Origin of the sequence: Bradyrhizobium sp. C9, from assembly GCF_002532045.1 — a bacterium.
Taxonomy (GTDB): Bacteria; Pseudomonadota; Alphaproteobacteria; order Rhizobiales; family Xanthobacteraceae; genus Bradyrhizobium.
The window spans coordinates 158,179-175,069 of sequence record NZ_NWTG01000015.1 but is presented as its reverse complement, the minus strand read 5'-3'; the positions used below and the strand labels follow the sequence as shown (position 1 = coordinate 175,069).

15 protein-coding genes and 2 pseudogenes are annotated in these 16,891 nt (G+C 60.8%); 2 read left to right on the top strand and 15 right to left on the bottom strand.

What is annotated here, in order from left to right; translation table 11 throughout:
- Positions 1-180 precede the first annotated feature (180 nt).
- The 11 genes and pseudogenes from CO675_RS26495 to CO675_RS41545 all read right to left on the bottom strand — a co-directional run bounded on the left by CO675_RS26495 (position 181) and on the right by CO675_RS41545 (position 9,127).
- The gene (locus CO675_RS26495) at positions 181-606 is read right to left on the bottom strand and encodes a CopG family transcriptional regulator (protein WP_097674772.1); all 426 of its coding nucleotides are present in this window, start codon (positions 604-606) and stop codon (positions 181-183) included.
- 6 nt (positions 607-612) lie between these two features.
- Positions 613-2,598, bottom strand: a complete 1,986-nt coding sequence (locus CO675_RS26490; RefSeq protein WP_097674771.1) for a conjugal transfer protein TraG — start codon at positions 2,596-2,598, stop codon at positions 613-615.
- Between the two features lie 36 nt (positions 2,599-2,634).
- Positions 2,635-4,398, bottom strand: a pseudogene (locus CO675_RS26485) (relaxase/mobilization nuclease domain-containing protein).
- Complete coding sequence (locus tag CO675_RS40670; protein ID WP_158231307.1) at positions 4,395-5,099, bottom strand: hypothetical protein; 705 nt, start codon at positions 5,097-5,099, stop codon at positions 4,395-4,397. The pseudogene CO675_RS26485 and the gene CO675_RS40670 overlap by 4 nt, the downstream one beginning before the upstream one ends.
- Before the next feature lie 250 nt (positions 5,100-5,349).
- On the bottom strand, positions 5,350-6,051 hold the full coding sequence (locus tag CO675_RS26475) for a lytic transglycosylase domain-containing protein (protein ID WP_245452923.1): 702 nt from the start codon (positions 6,049-6,051) through the stop codon (positions 5,350-5,352).
- A 194-nt stretch (positions 6,052-6,245) separates the two neighbouring features.
- Complete coding sequence (locus tag CO675_RS26470) at positions 6,246-6,758, bottom strand: S26 family signal peptidase (protein ID WP_097674769.1); 513 nt, start codon at positions 6,756-6,758, stop codon at positions 6,246-6,248.
- On the bottom strand, positions 6,755-7,219 hold the full coding sequence (locus CO675_RS26465) for a DUF2840 domain-containing protein (protein WP_097674768.1): 465 nt from the start codon (positions 7,217-7,219) through the stop codon (positions 6,755-6,757). The genes CO675_RS26470 and CO675_RS26465 overlap by 4 nt, the downstream gene beginning before the upstream one ends.
- Before the next feature lie 104 nt (positions 7,220-7,323).
- Positions 7,324-7,890: pseudogene (locus CO675_RS26460) on the bottom strand (replication initiator protein A); the annotation flags it as partial.
- A 22-nt stretch (positions 7,891-7,912) separates the two neighbouring features.
- Positions 7,913-8,194: a helix-turn-helix transcriptional regulator gene (locus CO675_RS26455; protein WP_097674767.1), complete on the bottom strand. Its 282-nt coding sequence runs from the start codon at positions 8,192-8,194 to the stop codon at positions 7,913-7,915.
- 119 nt (positions 8,195-8,313) lie between these two features.
- Positions 8,314-8,775 (bottom strand): DUF2285 domain-containing protein, encoded by a 462-nt coding sequence (locus CO675_RS26450; protein ID WP_097674766.1) that lies wholly within the window; start codon positions 8,773-8,775, stop codon positions 8,314-8,316.
- A gap of 76 nt (positions 8,776-8,851) precedes the next feature.
- Positions 8,852-9,127 carry a DUF2285 domain-containing protein gene (locus tag CO675_RS41545; protein WP_097674787.1) on the bottom strand — a complete coding sequence of 92 codons (276 nt, stop codon included), beginning with the start codon at positions 9,125-9,127 and terminating at the stop codon, positions 8,852-8,854.
- A 98-nt stretch (positions 9,128-9,225) separates the two neighbouring features.
- On the opposite strand from CO675_RS41545, the gene CO675_RS26440 reads away from it, so the two are divergent.
- Entirely contained in the window at positions 9,226-9,456 is a 231-nt protein-coding gene (locus CO675_RS26440) for a helix-turn-helix domain-containing protein (RefSeq protein WP_097674765.1), read from the top strand.
- Between the two features lie 210 nt (positions 9,457-9,666).
- Here the strand turns inward: CO675_RS26440 and CO675_RS26435 are convergent, their stop codons facing one another.
- From CO675_RS26435 to CO675_RS26415, 4 genes are all read right to left on the bottom strand, one after another.
- Positions 9,667-9,978 (bottom strand): DUF736 domain-containing protein, encoded by a 312-nt coding sequence (locus CO675_RS26435; RefSeq protein WP_097674764.1) that lies wholly within the window; start codon positions 9,976-9,978, stop codon positions 9,667-9,669.
- A gap of 984 nt (positions 9,979-10,962) precedes the next feature.
- Complete coding sequence (locus CO675_RS26425) at positions 10,963-11,895, bottom strand: DUF2493 domain-containing protein (protein ID WP_097674762.1); 933 nt, start codon at positions 11,893-11,895, stop codon at positions 10,963-10,965.
- Between the two features lie 317 nt (positions 11,896-12,212).
- Positions 12,213-13,319 (bottom strand): DUF7146 domain-containing protein, encoded by a 1,107-nt coding sequence (locus tag CO675_RS26420; RefSeq protein WP_097674761.1) that lies wholly within the window; start codon positions 13,317-13,319, stop codon positions 12,213-12,215.
- Positions 13,320-13,406: 87 nt separating this feature from the next.
- Positions 13,407-14,381, bottom strand: a complete 975-nt coding sequence (locus tag CO675_RS26415; RefSeq protein ID WP_097674760.1) for an ArdC family protein — start codon at positions 14,379-14,381, stop codon at positions 13,407-13,409.
- Between the two features lie 1,210 nt (positions 14,382-15,591).
- On the opposite strand from CO675_RS26415, the gene CO675_RS26410 reads away from it, so the two are divergent.
- Positions 15,592-16,890, top strand: a complete 1,299-nt coding sequence (locus CO675_RS26410; protein ID WP_143279116.1) for a hypothetical protein — start codon at positions 15,592-15,594, stop codon at positions 16,888-16,890.
- Position 16,891: the final 1 nt, after the last annotated feature.

The window sequence follows — 16,891 nt, the reverse complement described above, 5'->3', positions numbered from 1 at the left end:
CTTGATGTTCTTTTGGTTCCGACATTCGATTGAATGGCGCAAAGTTGAGTGAGATCAGCAGAAGAATTGGCGACCAGAGAGCCGCAGACGACCTTTTCAAGCTCGTGGTTGCAAGGTTCTAAAATCAACTAGAGCAGGTCACCGACAATCCTCCAAAAATTGAACGCGCTAGCTGTGGCATCAGGCTTCGTTGCCGGGCAGTTGAAGTCCGATATCTTCTGGAATTTCCCGAAGAAAGCTTTGCCCTTTTTGCAAGCGGCGCCCGAGCGCCTCGACAAATCCTTCAAAGCGCTCCCTGCCCTTTAGCTGCGCGGCGGCCTGTGCGTCGTTCGGCAACGGTGGCGTGATTGTCAGCCAGAAGCGAATGAAGAGAGCCAAGGTCTCGGCCGTCAACCCAACGTCACGCTCCAGCCTCTGCATCTGACGCGACAGCCGATCCAGTCGCCGGGTAAACGCTGCCTCTCGCCGGTCCGATCCGTCCGGTGACAGAAACGAAGCAACGGCCGCTTCGACGATTGCAGACCGGGAAAGCTTCTTGCGATCGGCGAGGTCCGAGATCTGTTTCAGAAGCTCCGGCGGGAAATAGACGTTCATCCGGTCGCGCATATTGCTTTAGAGCTCCATACCGTCATTCGGGTCCATGGTGACTTGACGGGCGACACCGCGCATCTGTTGGCGTATGAGCCGGGACTGACGGACCGCATCCTCGTCATCGTCAAGTACGGCAGCAAATTCCTCTGCAGGCGTCGGTTCGATCGTCTCCTTGACGATCGCGACATGATCGGGGAGTTCGGGCTCACGACGGAGGCCGCTGTTCGCCGTGTCTTCCTCTCCTTGCCCCCCGTCGGTCGGAAGCGACACCGGCCTTCGCGTTCCAAGCGTTGACCATCCGTCCGTTCGCGACGATAGACCAGCCCTCGCCGGATCAGGCGGCGACAGAACCCGCTCGGTGAACCGCCGATCCTCGTAGTAGCGGACCTTCTTCGCCCGGATTGGCGGCGCGCCCGCCACCATGACGATCTCGTCCATCGGCGGAAGCTGCATGACCTCGCCCGGGGTCAGCAGCGGCCTTGCCGTCTCCTGGCGCGAGACCATCAGGTGCCCCAGCCAGGGGTTCAACCTGTGACCGGCATAGTTCTTCATCGCCCGCATTTCGGTCGCCGTACCCAAGGCGTCGGACACACGTTTGGCGGTCCGCTCGTCATTGGCGGCAAAGCTGACGCGGACGTGACAATTGTCGAGAATGGCGTTGTTAGGGCCATAGGCCTTCTCGATCTGATTGAGCGACTGCGCGATCAAGAAACTCTTGATGCCGTACCCCGCCATGAAAGCGAGCGCGGACTCGAAAAAATCGAGCCGCCCAAGCGCCGGAAATTCGTCCAGCATCATCAGCACCCGATGTCGGCTGTCGCGGGAGTGCAAGTCCTCCGTCAGGCGTCTGCCAATCTGGTTCAGCACCAGGCGGATCAACGGCTTGGTCCGCGAGATATCGGAGGGCGGCACCACGAGGTAAAGCGTCGTAGGACGGCTATCTGCGATCAGATCCGTGATCCGCCAGTCGCAGCGACGGGTCACCTGAGCCACGACGGGATCACGATACAGCCCTAGGAACGACATCGCGGTGGACAAAACGCCAGAACGTTCATTCTCCGACTTGTTCAGGAGTTCGCGCGCGGTCGAGGCGACCACGGGATGAGGGCCATGCTCGCCAAGGTGCGGTGTGGTCATCATCGTCTTCAACGTTGTCTCGATCGGCCGCTTCGGGTCGGACAGAAAGGCGACAACGCCAGCCAAGGTCTTGTCCGCTTCGGCATAGAGGACATGAAGGATGGCGCCGACCAGGAGCGAGTGACTGGTCTTCTCCCAATGGTTCCGCTTGTCGAGCGAGCCTTCGGGGTCGACCAGGACGTCGGCGACGTTCTGGACGTCGCGAACCTCCCATTCCCCGCGCCGGACTTCGAGGAGCGGATTGTAGGCTGAAGACTTTGGGTTGGTCGGATCGAACAACAGGACGCGGCCATGCCGCGAGCGAAAGCCGGCGGTCAGTTGCCAGTTCTCGCCCTTGATGTCGTGAACGATGGCCGAGCCAGGCCAAGCCAGCAGGGAGGGGACGACAAGACCGACGCCTTTGCCGGATCGGGTTGGTGCAAAGCACAAGACGTGTTCCGGCCCGTCATGGCGGAGGTAGTCATGGTCGAGTTTACCCAGTACCACGCCATCCGGACTGAGAAGTCCGGCAGCTTTGACCTCCTGCGAATTGGCCCAGCGCGCCGAGCCATAGGTCTCGACGTTCTTGGCTTCGCGCGCCCGCCAGACTGACATACCGATCGCCACCGCGATGGAAACGAAGGCCCCCGACGCCGCGATGAAAGCCCCCTCGACGAAGATTTGAGGCGCATAGGCGTCGTAGACGAACCACCACCAGAAGAAGACTGGCGGATAATAGATCTTGAAGCCTACCAGCTCGAACCAGGGCCGCCCAAGCTCCGGTTGATAGGCGAGCCGCCAAGCCGTCCACTCGGTTGCTCCCCAGATGGCGAGCAAAACGATCAGACCGACAGCGATCACCTGTCCCCAGAGGATTTTGGTTCCGGACATCCCGAACGCCCTTCCGCAACTGAATTGACGAAATAGCTAGAGGCCGAGGTCGCGCTTCCGACCAAAGCCCCATTCGATGCCACCGCCGTCCTTCACGACGCCGGTGACGTGCTGGCCGAGCCTCTATTCGAGCTCGCGCGACCAGGGCACAAGCTGAAAGCCGAGACCATTATCGATCATGGCGAAGCGTCCCGAGGTGAGCGCTAGCCGCTGGCGATATGTGCCCGTCACGTGCTGCCCGGACGCGGCCTCCACGTGAGGCAGGCGGGTGTCGGCCGAGACCTTTGCGGCCACCTCGTTCAGCTCGCGCCGGCGCAACGTGTTCAGGAGGTCGCGCTGCAGGATGATGCGTTGGCCCTGCCGCCGCGCCAGGCCCTGCTGGATCAAATGCTCGGTACGGGCTTCCATGGCGTCGCGGGTCTCGCGGCCGAATCCGCCCATGGCGAGCGGCATGGCGTCGCGTTCGACCAGCCTTTGGTCGAGCCAGGTCGCCCCTTTTGCAGTGACCTGCCCACCGAGATCGAGATCGGAACGGGTCGTGATCACCAGTGTGGGGTGCGGATCGCCGGTTTGACCGAAGCGTCGGACTTCGACGATTCCACCGATCGGCGGTGCGTGGTCGAAGACCTCGAGCCCTCGGAAGCGCACGTGGTGAGCGCGTCCGTCTGTTCCGTCGATCATGGCGTAGGTCTCGCCAGTCAGTTCGTCATGCAATCCACGATCGACGAGACGTCCGATGATCTGGGACGTCGGCTGTCCACCTTCGATGACGAAGTCGGAAATGCCGCGCGCTTCCCCCCGCTCGGTAAAGGCGCGGTGCATGGTCTTGATGATGTCGCCGCGCATGCCGAGATCACGCAAGCTACGCTCGGCCTCGAGCCCTACCATCCATTCCCCTGGTGCGGCACATGCGGCAAGGCCCATCGTCTCCAGGTGTTGAAGGCGGCCGACCATCAGGCGCCGGATCTCGGGATCGAACTTGCCGGGATTTTCGGGACGTAGATCGACATAGCTGGTCTCATCTGCCGCCAGCCGGATCTCCCGATCGAGCCGCGTCCATCGCTCGGCCGTGACTTCCCTCTCCAGCGAATTGCGGATCTCGTGCTCCGGTGTAGGACCCAATTCGATGGCAACCAGTTCCTCCGCGCGTGAGCGCAGTCCCTGGCTGATGTAGTCGCGGGCGATCACGAGATCCGCCCCTTCCTCATCTACTCCCCGAACGAGAAAATGGACGTGAGGATTGTCAGTATTCCAATGATCGACAGCCACCCAATCGAGCCGCGTACCGAGATCGGTCTCCATCTGCCTGGCGAGGTCGCGGGTCAAGGCCTTCAGGTCGGTCAGGTCGCTGGCATCCTCGGGCGAGACGATGAACCTAAAATGATGCCGATCGCCCTTGCAGCGTTCTGCGAAAGCCGCGCTATCGGCGCGATCGCCGCCAGCATCGAACATCTCGGCCCGCTCGCCACTCCGGGTCACGCCGTCGCGCTTCAGATATGAAAGATGAGCGGTCAGTGGTGCTGAATGGAAGGTTCGCCCTTTGTGACGGACCACGCGCGCCTTCACCACGACGCGCCGCGTCGGGCTGAACAATCTGGCGTGGCTAAAGGACAGCCGACCGCGGCCAAACGTCGAGCGCACATAGGCCGCAGAACGCTTGCCGGCCGCGGTCTGGCCCGAGGTGTGTCCAGCTTTCTTCGCCGCCCGCAGCACCTGGTTGATGAAGCTCTTGGGCTTCGGCGCGCGGGTACTGCGGATACGTCCAGGCCGGATACGTAGGTCGCTGTCGCCTGCAGTCATGGCCGGACCTCGAAGAACGCAGCGACACCTACAGTGCCGAAAACATGTTTGAATCTTCCGGCGAAAATCTTGGGCGCGGCACGCGCCCCGACCGACCGGCACGTCAGGACCCAAGCCAAGTCAATGGCTTGCGGTTTCGACCGGCGAGCCCCTTTTATCTCGCCTAATCGGGCGGGCGGTAACCGCCTGGTCTCTGCACACCTTCCTCCTCGTGTGATGTCGTTCCATTTCGGGTTCTCCGCCGCTGTGGAGATTCTCCGGTGGGACCGAAACACTTCCAGAACAAGGCGCGACGCGGGTGGTGGTTGCTGCACATCGAAGCGTGGCGTCGAAGCGGTCTTGGGATCCGCAGATATTGTCGTCAGCAATGTCTCACGGAGAATACGTTTCGGTGTTGGCTGAAGCAGCTCGTCGGCGAGGAGGCCGCACGGAAACTCGCGGAATATCAGACGGAATTGCGCCGCGAAGAGCGAGAAAACGGGCTGCGAAGACGTCAGCGATGACGCTTTGGCGTGACCACGGACGTGCGCAATCGCGCCATGCAGGCGTTCTGGGCGATGCACGTTGAGGCGATGAACTGGAGTGGCATGGGCGTACGCGAATACGCCGCGGCGCTGTCCTTGTCGCCCTATGCGCTGCGCAAATGGCGTGACCGGTTGGCCGCCGGCGAGCTCGAAATCGACTGGCGCGCGCATCTTCATCCCTCCGCCCGCCCGGCCGTTAGCACTAGTGCCAGGAACTCAGCTCCCGAAGGCCGCTTGACAGCCGCGAAAATCGGCGATCCGACGGCGCCCGCCGCCCCCCTCCGACGCTTCTTCAGCGACGAGGGGAAGCTGAACGTGTTCGCGTCCGACCATCTGTTTGGGCGTGTGGGCGTGCCTCCCCACTGCCCTCGCCTTTCCGTCCATTCTTCTCCAGAGCACGCCAAACCATGCCAGCTTGCACATACTTTCATCGCATGCCTCCCGCATCAGATCTCGCGACGAACAACCCTGTTGCCTGTGGCACAATGGCCGAGATTTCGTTGACGGAAGCGGTCGTCGGAGCCCAGTTTGTCGGCCGCCTGAGTTCCCGCTGGGCTGCGGTCTTTGAGCTTTCAGACCGCACAACGAAGAGTGTTCCCCCGGGTGACCGCGAACTCGCGATTGCGCTAGATGCTGCAATGTCGCGGCCGACGATCGGCACGAGCTTCTGCAAATAGGCCTGCGTCTCAGCAGGCAATGGATGGCCGGCGAGATGCCCTTCGTAGCGAGCAGGTCCCGCGTTGTAGGCCGCAAGGAAGCCCGGCGCACCGTAGCGGTCACGCAGTTCGCGAAGGTACGCGGTACCCGCAAGAATATTGTCACGGGGATCGTAGGGATCGTTGCCGAGGTCATACCGCAGACGTAGCTCTGCCCACGTTCCCGGCATGATCTGCATCAGCCCCATGGCGCCTTTCGGTGATCTCGCATGCACGTCTCCGGAGCTTTCGACGTCCATGACTGCGCGTATCCAGCGCATCGGCACGCCGAAGCGGCGCGAGGCCTGCTCAATGAAATCCGCAGATCGATCGCTAGTTCGATAACTCGCTGCACGCTCCGCGGGCCGCGTTTCGGCTTCAGCGGGAGCGTTACTCACGGTCAGCGCTACGAACAACGGTACGACAGCGCGCAAGCTCCTCTCAAACAAATGCGAGAGTGCCGCCGTGCTCGCGCCCGTCCAGGGTAAAGCCGCTTCGCGCCGGCCCGTCGGCCGCCCTGGACCGCCGCTGCGCGCGACGGCCGCGCAATTATTGGTCGGGACGGAGGAATGGTGCAGCACTCGGCCGAACAGCGGAATGGCAGATCTGACTTGCAATACAGGCACGGTCAATCCTCCCAAGTCCACACCGGGAGCGCACGCCCAAGAACGGCCGATGCCGGCAAAAACCCGAAATAGCGGCCATCCAGCGAGTCTGCGGATTGCCAGTTCATGACAAAGAGCTCGCCTTCGCCAACGACGCGACAACCCTGCCATTTCGGCAGGGGCCGACCGCGTCCGTCGCGGTCCCGTGCCTCGCCCATTGCAATGTCATCGACCGAAATCGTGAGCCCACTTCTGCAGACCGTCTGCCCGGGCAGCGCCAATACCCGCTTGAGCATGGGGACGTCCGCGGGCAGATAGCCGTTCAAGTCGAGAAAGGTCGCAAGCGGCTCCGGCGGCCGAATCGCGACCAGATCGGTGACACCGAAGCGTTTTGCCGGGTGCAACCGATAGAGACCGATTGGCACGCTCGCGGACGCATTCCAGATGTAGAGTGGAAACGGCTCTAGGATCGTGTTCGCGACAAGCGCAGCAGCGGCTCCAAACGTTGCAGTCAACGTCTTCAAGTGGCCTTTCATCGCATTACCCTCTGACGGTGAAGCCAGGCTTGGTGGCGCGCCTTCGTGTAGGAACGTGGATTTTCATTGACGGACAGACGGTTATGGATGTGATGCCAATGTTCAGGAGCGACGTCGGCCGGATTGATGCCAAGCGCTTCGATGGCGTCGACAATCTGCAGCACCCGTTCGACCTTCGGCCAACCCGAGAGCCGCAGCAAAATCTCTCCGCCGGGCTTCACATACGGCACGGTCGAGCAGCGCTGTCCTGACGCGACCGCGCGCAAGATATCGACCCGCGAGATGACCGTTCCAAAGTCATTGGACGTCCAACGGACGAAGGCAAAGATGCTGCCGGGCGCAAATGACAGGACGCGCCGGTGACGATCGATCTTCTGGTCCTCAACGATACGGCCGAACCGAATACGATTTTCGATGCGTTTCTCGAGCCAGAACACTTCCACTTGCGTGAAATCGCTCATGCGATGGCTCCTCGGCCCGGGAGACAAGGTCGCGGTATTTGCCGTTCGCCAAAGGACAGGTGCAGGGACGGAGCCCGATCGTGAACGCCGGCGCGGCCAGCGGGGTAGCTGCGATCGGTCGCGGGCACGAGCGCATCATCGATGACGCCTGCACACAACCAACCCGGCAGGATCACCTCGAGCCCGAGCGGACGTCCGTTTGTATCGGCGGTTTCCTTCCACTCGTTGATCCAACACGAGCGATGCCGTCGCTGCTCCGCCGGCTGACGGATTAAGGTCAGTATTGTCACTGGCGGCAGCCTGTCGAGACCGGCCTTCAGGCCGTCACAGTCTCGCGCACGCGTGCCGCGGCCGACAAACGTCAGAATCCGGTATGGCGTTGCGGCCATCAGACACGAGGTCTTCAAGCCTGCGTCGCGAGCTTCAACGATTTGGGAGCCTGCCCAGATCAGGACATCTGCATCCCAGATGGTCGCCATGCCGCACTCCGGCACGGCAACGCGAATTGCGATTGCGTCCGCGTGGAACTCGATCGGCACGATCCACTTCGCTCTTGCAAGCGAGAAGAACCGATAAGCCATGAGATCCTCAATATCGCGGGGCACGACATCGCCGGGCAGCGCCCGAAAGAGTTCAAGCTGATCGCGCTCGGAATAGTGTCTGCGCCGCATGATCACTGTCCTTGCGCTGACATCAGCGACGTTCCTGGCCCGCATAAGGGCGCAGCAGCGGGTGCTTCTTGGCCGGCAGTACAGTCCCCTTGCCAGGATCAGACGTCGACGTTTTGGTACCGAGATCGGCCCAGGCCTTCAGATCGTCCAGTGCATAGACGACGCGACCACCGATCTTCCGATAAGTCGGCCCGGTGCCATACGTCCGGTGCTTCTCAAGCGTACGACCGGACAGGCCAAGATAACGCGCGGCCTCCGGTGTACGCAGGAACCGCGGTGGTAGACCGGCCATCGGATCGGACATTTGAAAGCTCCAGAATGACAGGGCACCGCGAATGCAGCGCCGGCGTGTGTCGGGTCATCATGGAGAAGTGCGACCTCGGAGGGGGATGCCGAAGTTTGAGGGGGTGATTTTCGATACCCCTAGGTGGATGGCGCCAGCCGTGTTTGCGTCCAGGCGCAAATTCGGCGATAACCAGCACACACCAATGGGACGCAGGTTTGCACCAGACGCACGGTCCGATTGCGCAGATCGAGCGTTTTCCAGGCGCGCTCTGGGATGCGCTTCTTGCCGAACAATGTCTCTGCGATGGCGTGATATGTGCTGCCGGTAGTTTTTGCATCGAGCGCGCGCATAGCCTCGCTCAGGCGTTCGCGCCTTTGCTTTGACAGATCGCGAAAAGCGGGGCCCGCCGCCTGCCACATCCGTCGCGCAGCAAACGCGCGTTGTTTGAAATCGGCGTCAAATGGTCGCTTGGCGGTATAGCGAGCGCCGGCAGCTGGTGGCCCTTTCGACCAGACACAGTGGTCAACCACGCCGATGCGCAGGACCGCGTGCCAGCCGTCACCGGCGCACCGTTGCAGGAGTCCCTGGTTTGGCACCACGTGGTGCTCCCGGAGTGACCACGTCTCAGCAAGAGACGACGGTTTCTGGACAAATGTTTCGAACGACGATTTTCTTCTAGTTGGACCCCGAGCTGCGCAACAGACGCCCCTGCTCCGTCATCCACTTCGCGCGCGAGAGATGACTTCGGTATGCATTCCAGGCGCGGTCTGGCTCATGATCTGGATCGATATGCAGCACTATTCGAGCCGCTTCCCGCCAGTCCGCGCCCTCGCCTTCGGCCTGTAGAAGGCGAATGTACGTCACGACGTGGTGGTCGTCGTAGGACGTTAGCACTGGTCCAGTGGGAGCTAGATCAGCCACGTTCGGATCGAGCGGTGGGGTCTGCGTCATTCTACGGTCGCGGGGTCTACTGTGTAACAGTTCATGGGACTGCGCTTTGTTAAGTATATCGAGGTGCAATATACTGAACAAGCGGCATCTTTCCTCGCATGGATCTGCGGGAGACATTCGCCACCAACTTGCGTCGTCTACGCAATGCGAAGGGATGGTCTCAAGACGAACTTGCTTTGGAGGCTGAGATAAGCCGGAGCTATCTGAGCCAACTTGAGAAGGGCGTCTACTACGTCAGCATTAAGGTCATTGGCCGCCTAGCCGATAAGCTCGGCGTCGAGCCTGATGAGTTCCTAAAACGGACGGCAAAGCGAGGTCGTGCCAGGTAGGCGCGGCCCAATCTCCTGGCCGAGCGACGCATGCACGCGGAAGCCGCCGAAACGGGCCGCTCTCGTTCGGACAGGGGCATCATGTTCATGGTCATTGTCCTGCGAGCTGAAGTTGAAGCGCAGCGCTACGCTACAACCCTGGCCGTCAGCCAGACCCGCGGTAGCAAAAGGCCCCGCCTCCGAAGAGGCGGGGCTGGTGATCGCCAGCGATCAGTCGCCGTTGCGGCGCGACCAGATCAGGGTGAAGCCGTCGTCGCCTTCGACCTTCACCAGCGAAGCATAGATCGGAGCCGGGAAGCTCGGATCGTCGAGCTTGACCGAGAGGTATTCGCGGTCGCTGTCACGGGCGGTCTTCTTCCAGGCAGCGCCGAACTCGGTCGCGCCGGCGAAGATGCGGTAATCAGGTGCCTTGTCGTTATCCTTCTCGGATGCTGCGAACCGTGCCCTGATATTCAGCGTCAGGGTCTTGATCGAGCCGATGTAGCCGTTGTCCGAAGCGGTGAAGGTGCCGATGGTAGCCATGATAGTCTCCGTTTGTTGCTCGGGCCGCGCCCATCGCAGCCTCGATGGCGATCCTTGGCCCGGGGAGCGATCGGCCCGCAGCCTGAAGGCCCGCAGCGCCAGCGGAGGACGGCGATAACCTGCTTTTTTGTCTCGCGAGGAATGCCGCCTCTTCGCGGCAGGGGAAAAAAGCAGGTGCAGCCGTTGCGGGAAGGCGATCGAGGCCTTGGCCGGCCCTCGGGCCTGATCAGCCCATCGAGGTTGTGTTGGACGCGCCATGAAAGAACTGACGGCGACAAGCGTGGCAACCGGTGCCGACGATGCACAAGGGCACGGTTTGGTCGATCGGAAACGGACGACTACGTATCAACGGCGCGAAAGACATGCTCAGGCAAACGCCTGCGATACCGATCGCATTCTCGCGCGCAGCATTGCGGCCCGGTCAGGGTGGCCTGCCCCAGAGATCTCGCCCCCGTCATCGGATAACCAAGGCTTTCGGCTTCACAACGTCGTGCTCTGAGCCGAACCTTCGCTGGCCCCCAGACGACGCAAAGGACGGCGAGATGATCGACTTCAAAAGCGCCTGGAGGTCATCGGTCAAATTGAACGGCCGAAGCGAGGCGTAAGCACGGCATCCGCCGTCAGCCGTCACATCCAATCCGTGAGAATGGCCCTTGAGCATCTGCGGATATTCTCTCTGCAGATGCGGAGAATGGCTGGCTTATTCTCCGCAAGCGGTGCGGAGAACCCACTTCCGAAGATCTGATCAGCCACACCTTTCCTCAAGCTTCGACAGCCTAGCTAGCCGCTCGTGGCCGTGACAGGACCATTTCACAGGCCGGAGGCAGGCCCGGGCGTCGTTCAGCAGGAGGAAGCGTTCCTCACCACCACGACCGCGGAAGCACGCGCTTTGCCCGATGAACAGTATGTAAAACGAAGCAGTGAAGTCGATCAAACGGAGCTAATCAAGCTCGGTCCGCCCGGACGGATGCCCGGGGGCGGCGCCTAAGCGCCGCCAAACGTCCAGACGGGTATGCCGAGCTTCTTGGCCTTGTCGGCAAGGTTGTCCTGTATCCCGGTGCCAGGAAAGTGCATGACACCGATCGGCAGCAGTGCGAGCATTGCGTCATTGCGTTTGAACGGAGCTGCCTTGGCGTGCTTGGTCCAATCGGGCTTGAATGCAATCTGAGGCACCTTCCGGTTGGTCGCCCATTTGGCAGCGATCAGTTCGGCACCTTTCGGTGATCCACCGTGCAACAGGACCATGTCCGGGTGCTTGGCGTGGACCTTGTCGAGGCGATCCCAGATCAGGCGATGATCATTGAAATCAAGTCCGCCGGTAAGGGCGACCCGGGGTCCCGGTGGCAGCATCACTTCGGCCTCCGCACGACGCCTGGCGGCGAGAAAGTCGCGGCTGTCGATCATCGCCGCAGTGAGCGTGCGATGGCTGACCACTGATCCGGCACGAGGACGCCAGGGTGAACCGGTGTGAAGTTCGAATTGTTCAGTGGCCAGGTCGCGGAATAGCTCCATGGCATTGCGGCGTTCGACCAGTGAGATGCCTTCGGCGGTCAGCCTTTCGAGCTCGACCGATTGCACTTCCGAGCCGTTCTGTTCGCGTTGGCTCATCTGTTGCGCCTGCTCATTGCCGTCGAGCCCGTGCTCGATGCGGCCCACCGCGCGGTGTAAGAGATTGACGGTCGACCAGAGCAGGTCTTCCAGATCGGGCTCGAGTCGAGTGTCGCTTAAAGTCGCCACGAAGGCGTCGAAGATATCGACGACGGCGCCTGCGATCGCTCTACCTTCGGGCAACGGCCTTGGGTCGGGCTCGCCGTGGAAGGGACGGTACCCGTAAAGCTGAAGCTCACCAAGAATGTGGTCGGTCGGTGATGAGTTATGGCGGGGTTCGAACTCGATGTCGTCATGGTCGGTCGTCATGGTGAGAGGTCCTCTGCCGGATCGGCCGCACCCATCGCGGCCTTCGTGGCGATCACTAGACGGCACGCGGACCGGACCAGAACCCCGGAGGCCCTAAGCCGACGGGGCCGAAGCGGAGCGGAGGATGGCCAAGACCCGGCTATTTTGCTTCGCGATGCAAAGGCCCGCAGGGCCGGCGGAAAATAGCCGGGCGCGGCCATTGCCGGGTCGGTGCGCTTGCTGTCCGATCGCCCTCTAGAAGGCCGGGGGCGACCGCTTCCAGCAACACCGAGCTTGAACCGATCGGCAGAAAGATATCGGGACCGAACTCGCCGCCACTATCCCGGCTTGCTCGCAGCCAAAGAAAAGAAGCGGACGGCGTCCTCTGGAACGAATTGCTCGCACAACGTTGCTCGAAGTTCCCCGGCGGCCATGGCGCGTAGGTCATCGTTGAAATCGCCGAGCCTCGGCGACAAAGTGAGCGCTTCAATGCCTGCGGCTTCAGCCCGGGTCGTCAAGCTCGTCGCAGCGACCCTTCCGGCTGCATCCGCATCTTCCGCAATGTAAAGCCGTCGAAGCGACGATGGAAGCAGCAGGGCCGCAAGGTGATTGGCCGAAAGGGCTGCTACCATCGGCATGGTCGGCAATACGCAGCGGAGCGACAGCATGGTCTCGATCCCCTCACCCGCCACCAGGACGTCATCAACCGCCCCAAAGCGCACTGCGTTGCCCAAGAGATTGCCCAATGCGCGTCGCGGCGCATCGACATCTGCCAAGCTGCGCCCCGAGGGATGAAGCCAGGTGCGGTGTACACCTGTGATTTGGCCCTCAAGATCGGTCACTCGGGCAATCATCGCCGGCCCGACCTCGATCTGCGAGTCTTCGTTGGACCGAAAATAGCATCGCGCATGGAAACGGAGCGCGCCTTCGTCATGGACGGGTTCGATACCGCGTTCTCGCAAATAGAGTTGGGCGATGGTCCGATCAACCGGCTGCGACTTGGCAAACAGGCGACGTGCGGCCTCCGCGGATCTGGCTCGGATCGTCCCGCGACCAGGAATCGATGTCGGTTTGGGATTGGGCCTCGGCATACTGAGAAATCGTCGCGCCTCTTTTGCCACGTCCCGAAAATGAACCAATCCGCAGCTTTGCCGAATGATGTCGAGAAGGTCACCATGTTCTCCGGTGGCGGCATCCGTCCACTTGCCTGCAAGTCCCTGGAGCGTTTCGTTCAAACGTACGAACAGGGATCGACCGGGAGTGTTTCTGCAGTCTCCCACTACCCAATAACGTCCTTGGCGCCGGCCATTGGAGAGATAGTGTCGACAAACCGCCTCGGCGTCACGCGACAGACGATGCGCCAGCTCGGAAGCATCAGGCCACCTTCTATCTTCGGAAATATCACGAGAGCGAAACCGCCTTGCTCTTTCGGAAGTCTCTGTCATCTGAGTTCACCACGACGAGCGACCGAGAGCCTCTCTCTCGGTCTCCAACCCGTCATGGCGTTTCTCGCGCCCTCTTCCTCTCGTCCGTCAGCAGAGTCTCATGACGCCACCCCCTTCATTCGCGCCGGCCTGGCCGGCCGATGGGGCTGCCGTGACTTCAGGAAGGAAACCGAGCAGATAGTCAGCTGCCTTGCTCGCCTGCGACGCTGCTCGCAAAATTGCGCGGTTATCCTCGCGCAGGACCTCGAGCCAAGAGCCAATATAGTCGGCGTGCCGCACGGTAGGCGCGATGCCAAGTGATGTGCAGCAGAATGCGGCACAGAGTTCGGCGATCAATTCCTCGAAGGCGTATCTCTTGGTATCAAAGGAACCACCAAGGTCGCGGTCGAGACGGGAAGCATGACCGCTAGCGTGGCCAAGCTCGTGGAGCGCAGTGCGGTGCCAGTTGATCGGCTCGAAAAAGGCCGCTGGCGGCGGCACCTGGACGTAGTCCTCCGACGGTGCATAGAACGCTCGATTACCACCGATGCGAAAATCGATACCACTCGTCCTGATCAAAGCCTCGAGCGCCGGCTCGATCATGCCAGGCCGCCGCGGCGGTGCAGTGGTCACAATTTCCGCTGGGAGTACGCATTGATCGGTATTGAAGACAGTAAAGCGCTTCAGGAATGCAACGGCTTGCGCCTCCTCGCCGGTCTCGGACACACGGCGCTTTTCATCAGATGGGATGAAGCGATCGGCATAAACGACAGTAGTACCCTCCTCGCCTTTGCGGACATGACCACCGATTGCAAGCGCCTGACGATAGGTCAGCCAGCGTTGGCTTGAAAATCGGCGCTCCCGGGCCGCACTCCACAGTATTAGTATGTTAACACCGCTGTACTGGCGATGCGACGCGGCATTCTCGGGCATGGCCAGCGGCACTGTCCCAGCCGCAGCGTCCCAAGGCTGAACCCAAGGTACATGGCCGGCCTCCAGCTCGGCGATGATTCTGCCGGTAATTTCGTCGTACAGGCTCACCCGGTTCTGGCTGGCGCGCACCGAGGGATGATATTTGGACATCGCGGGTCTCCGCGACGGGCGCCGCGAGCCTCTCTCGCAACTTTCAACCCGTCACGGCCTCCAGCGACCGCACTCTCCCTCTCTATGTCCGTCTTCCCCACCTCCGCGGCGCAGGTTGATGTCTCCGGTATCTCTATCGCGTCAGGGATGGAAGCCCAAAGGGTGAAAACCCGGCGAGGCCCGGGGTTTCAGCGCAGCCGACAGCCCGGCCCGCCAGGGCGACGCCCAGTCGGACCGACACAATCGTTCGCGAGCTAAAACTGAACCTGTCAGTTGCTGGGTTGCTGCTTGACTGAGGAGAGGGTTCATCGTCAGCCAGTCTGCAGTAGTAGCGCTCGGTACTCAGGCTCTGTAATTCCAATCTGTCCCCCGGGACGGATCTCGTCGATGGGAGCAGCTACCGTCAGACGGTCCCGCCATTCCGACAAAAGAGCGCTTGCTAGGAGCCCCAAACGTCGGATCAGCGATAGAACTTGTCGGAATTTAAGCTGATAGCCCGCAAGAATCATGTGCCTCTCAACGAGCGGATTATCTACGCACGCCGCCGAAGTTTCTCGACGAATTGCCATCAAATATTTTCAAAACCTCAAGCAGGGGCGTCAATGACTTGAAGCGCCGCTGAATACTCGCTCAATCGATGCCCGGCACTTTTTCGCACTCAAGGCCCGCCGATTGCCGCACCAGTTGTTGATGGCTCTTTTCCTCGCTGCCTTCTCGTGCTCCGAGTGAGCATCCATATGGCTGGAGGGCATGCCAGAAAGCCACAAGGAGCGGCGAATTTGACTTTGGATATCCCGATTGGTGCTTTCCGAGGCGATGCACGAAGAAGGATCCTCTCCAGAAATGATGACGCCATTCTTCTGAATTCGGCACCAAGATCGTTGCAGCATTGACGCGCGAGCTAACGCCTATGACATCCCGCACCGCTCTTCCTGCTCGTTATCCACTCATCGGTGCCTGGCCTGCACTCATGCTTGCCGACATGGCCGCCGCCTATTTGGATTTCGCAAATACCCATGAACTCGCGCGAGCGGTAGGCCGCGGCGAGGCGCCGCCTCCAATCAGCTATCGTGGAATTGGGCGGGCGCGGCAACCGGTCTGGTCAAGAGCTGCGATTGATGATTTTGCCGCGCCCCGTAGAACTACCAGTTTGGACAGATCAGAAGGCGAGGATTTGGCCTCCCTGGCAAGACGTTAAGGTTGCGCTACAATGAAGCTTCCGCGCTATTGCAGACTAAAGTCATTGAAGAATGGTCGACGCGGTTATTTCTTCGAGCCACCAACGTGGGCTCGCAATGAAGGCTGCCCTGTCACAGCTGAAGCCTTGGGAGAAGACTATGCAACCGCCATCAACAGAGCAGAGAATGTTCTGTTGCCTGCCTTCGACAGCTGGCGATCAGGCGGATTGACCGACATGGTCCCGGCATCTCCTGCGCCCGGGACTTTTGATTGGCTTGTCAGCGTTTTCAAAGCAAACCACCGATGGCGTGAAATCGACTTCAAGACCCAACGCTTATATGGCCAAGGCCTGGCGCTGTTCGCCAACCACGAACTGAACGACGGCACCCGCGCGGGTTCGAAACAGATTACTGATTTCACCAAAGCATTTGTCGATGCAGTTTACGCAAATCTGCTCGTCGTGGAAACCAAGGACGTGGACGGAAACATCGTCAAACGCGAGCGTCGACGTTTCGCAAATGCAGCCATGACTGCCTGCAGACGCGCCTGGTTTGTTGGCCAGCGCGCTGAAGAGGCGAAAGTGCCCCTGGTCAATCCATTCTCTCGGATGGGCTTAAAGTCGCGCGCCCCGGGTCAGGCAGTGAAAGAGACGTCAACAGCGATCTGGGAAGAGCTTGTCGCCTTCAGGCAAGCCGCAAAGAGGCTGGGATACCACTCGATCGCAACCGCTGCATTGTTGACCTGGGAGTGGCTGCAGCGCGAGGAACACATATTCGGAGTCTTCGAGATCGAGCACTATCGGCCGAAAGAGCGCCCCAACAGCGTGCGGATCGTGCATCCAAAGAACGGCGAAGAGGCCTGGTGGCCCTTGTTCGATGAGAGCGGTGTGTCGCTCTTCCCCGAGCTGATGGCAGAACTTGACGCTCTCAAAAACTCAGTCGCCTCAGGACTGGCGTTTCGCCGTGATCATGCTCATCGCAGATCGTCTACTCCTCTCCCGTGGATCACCGAACGCAACGATCTGCGCTACCTTCGGCATGTCGTTAAAAAGATAATCATAGCAGCGGGACTTCGGAACGAGCTCTCATTTACGTCCTTTCGCCACGGCGGCTTCACCGAAGGCGCAGACAGCGATCTTACGGACGCCGAACTCCGTGCCGCAGGCCGCCATCGCTCGAGACTACAACTACCCACCTACGCCAAACGCACGCGGAAACAACTGATCGTGGCCGCCAAGAAGCGACGCGAGGAGCGAGCCAGAACGACCGTCTCGTCAGGTCACACGGCCGCTCCTCATTCTTCAATCGTTTCGAGCAACCGACGCGCTTGAT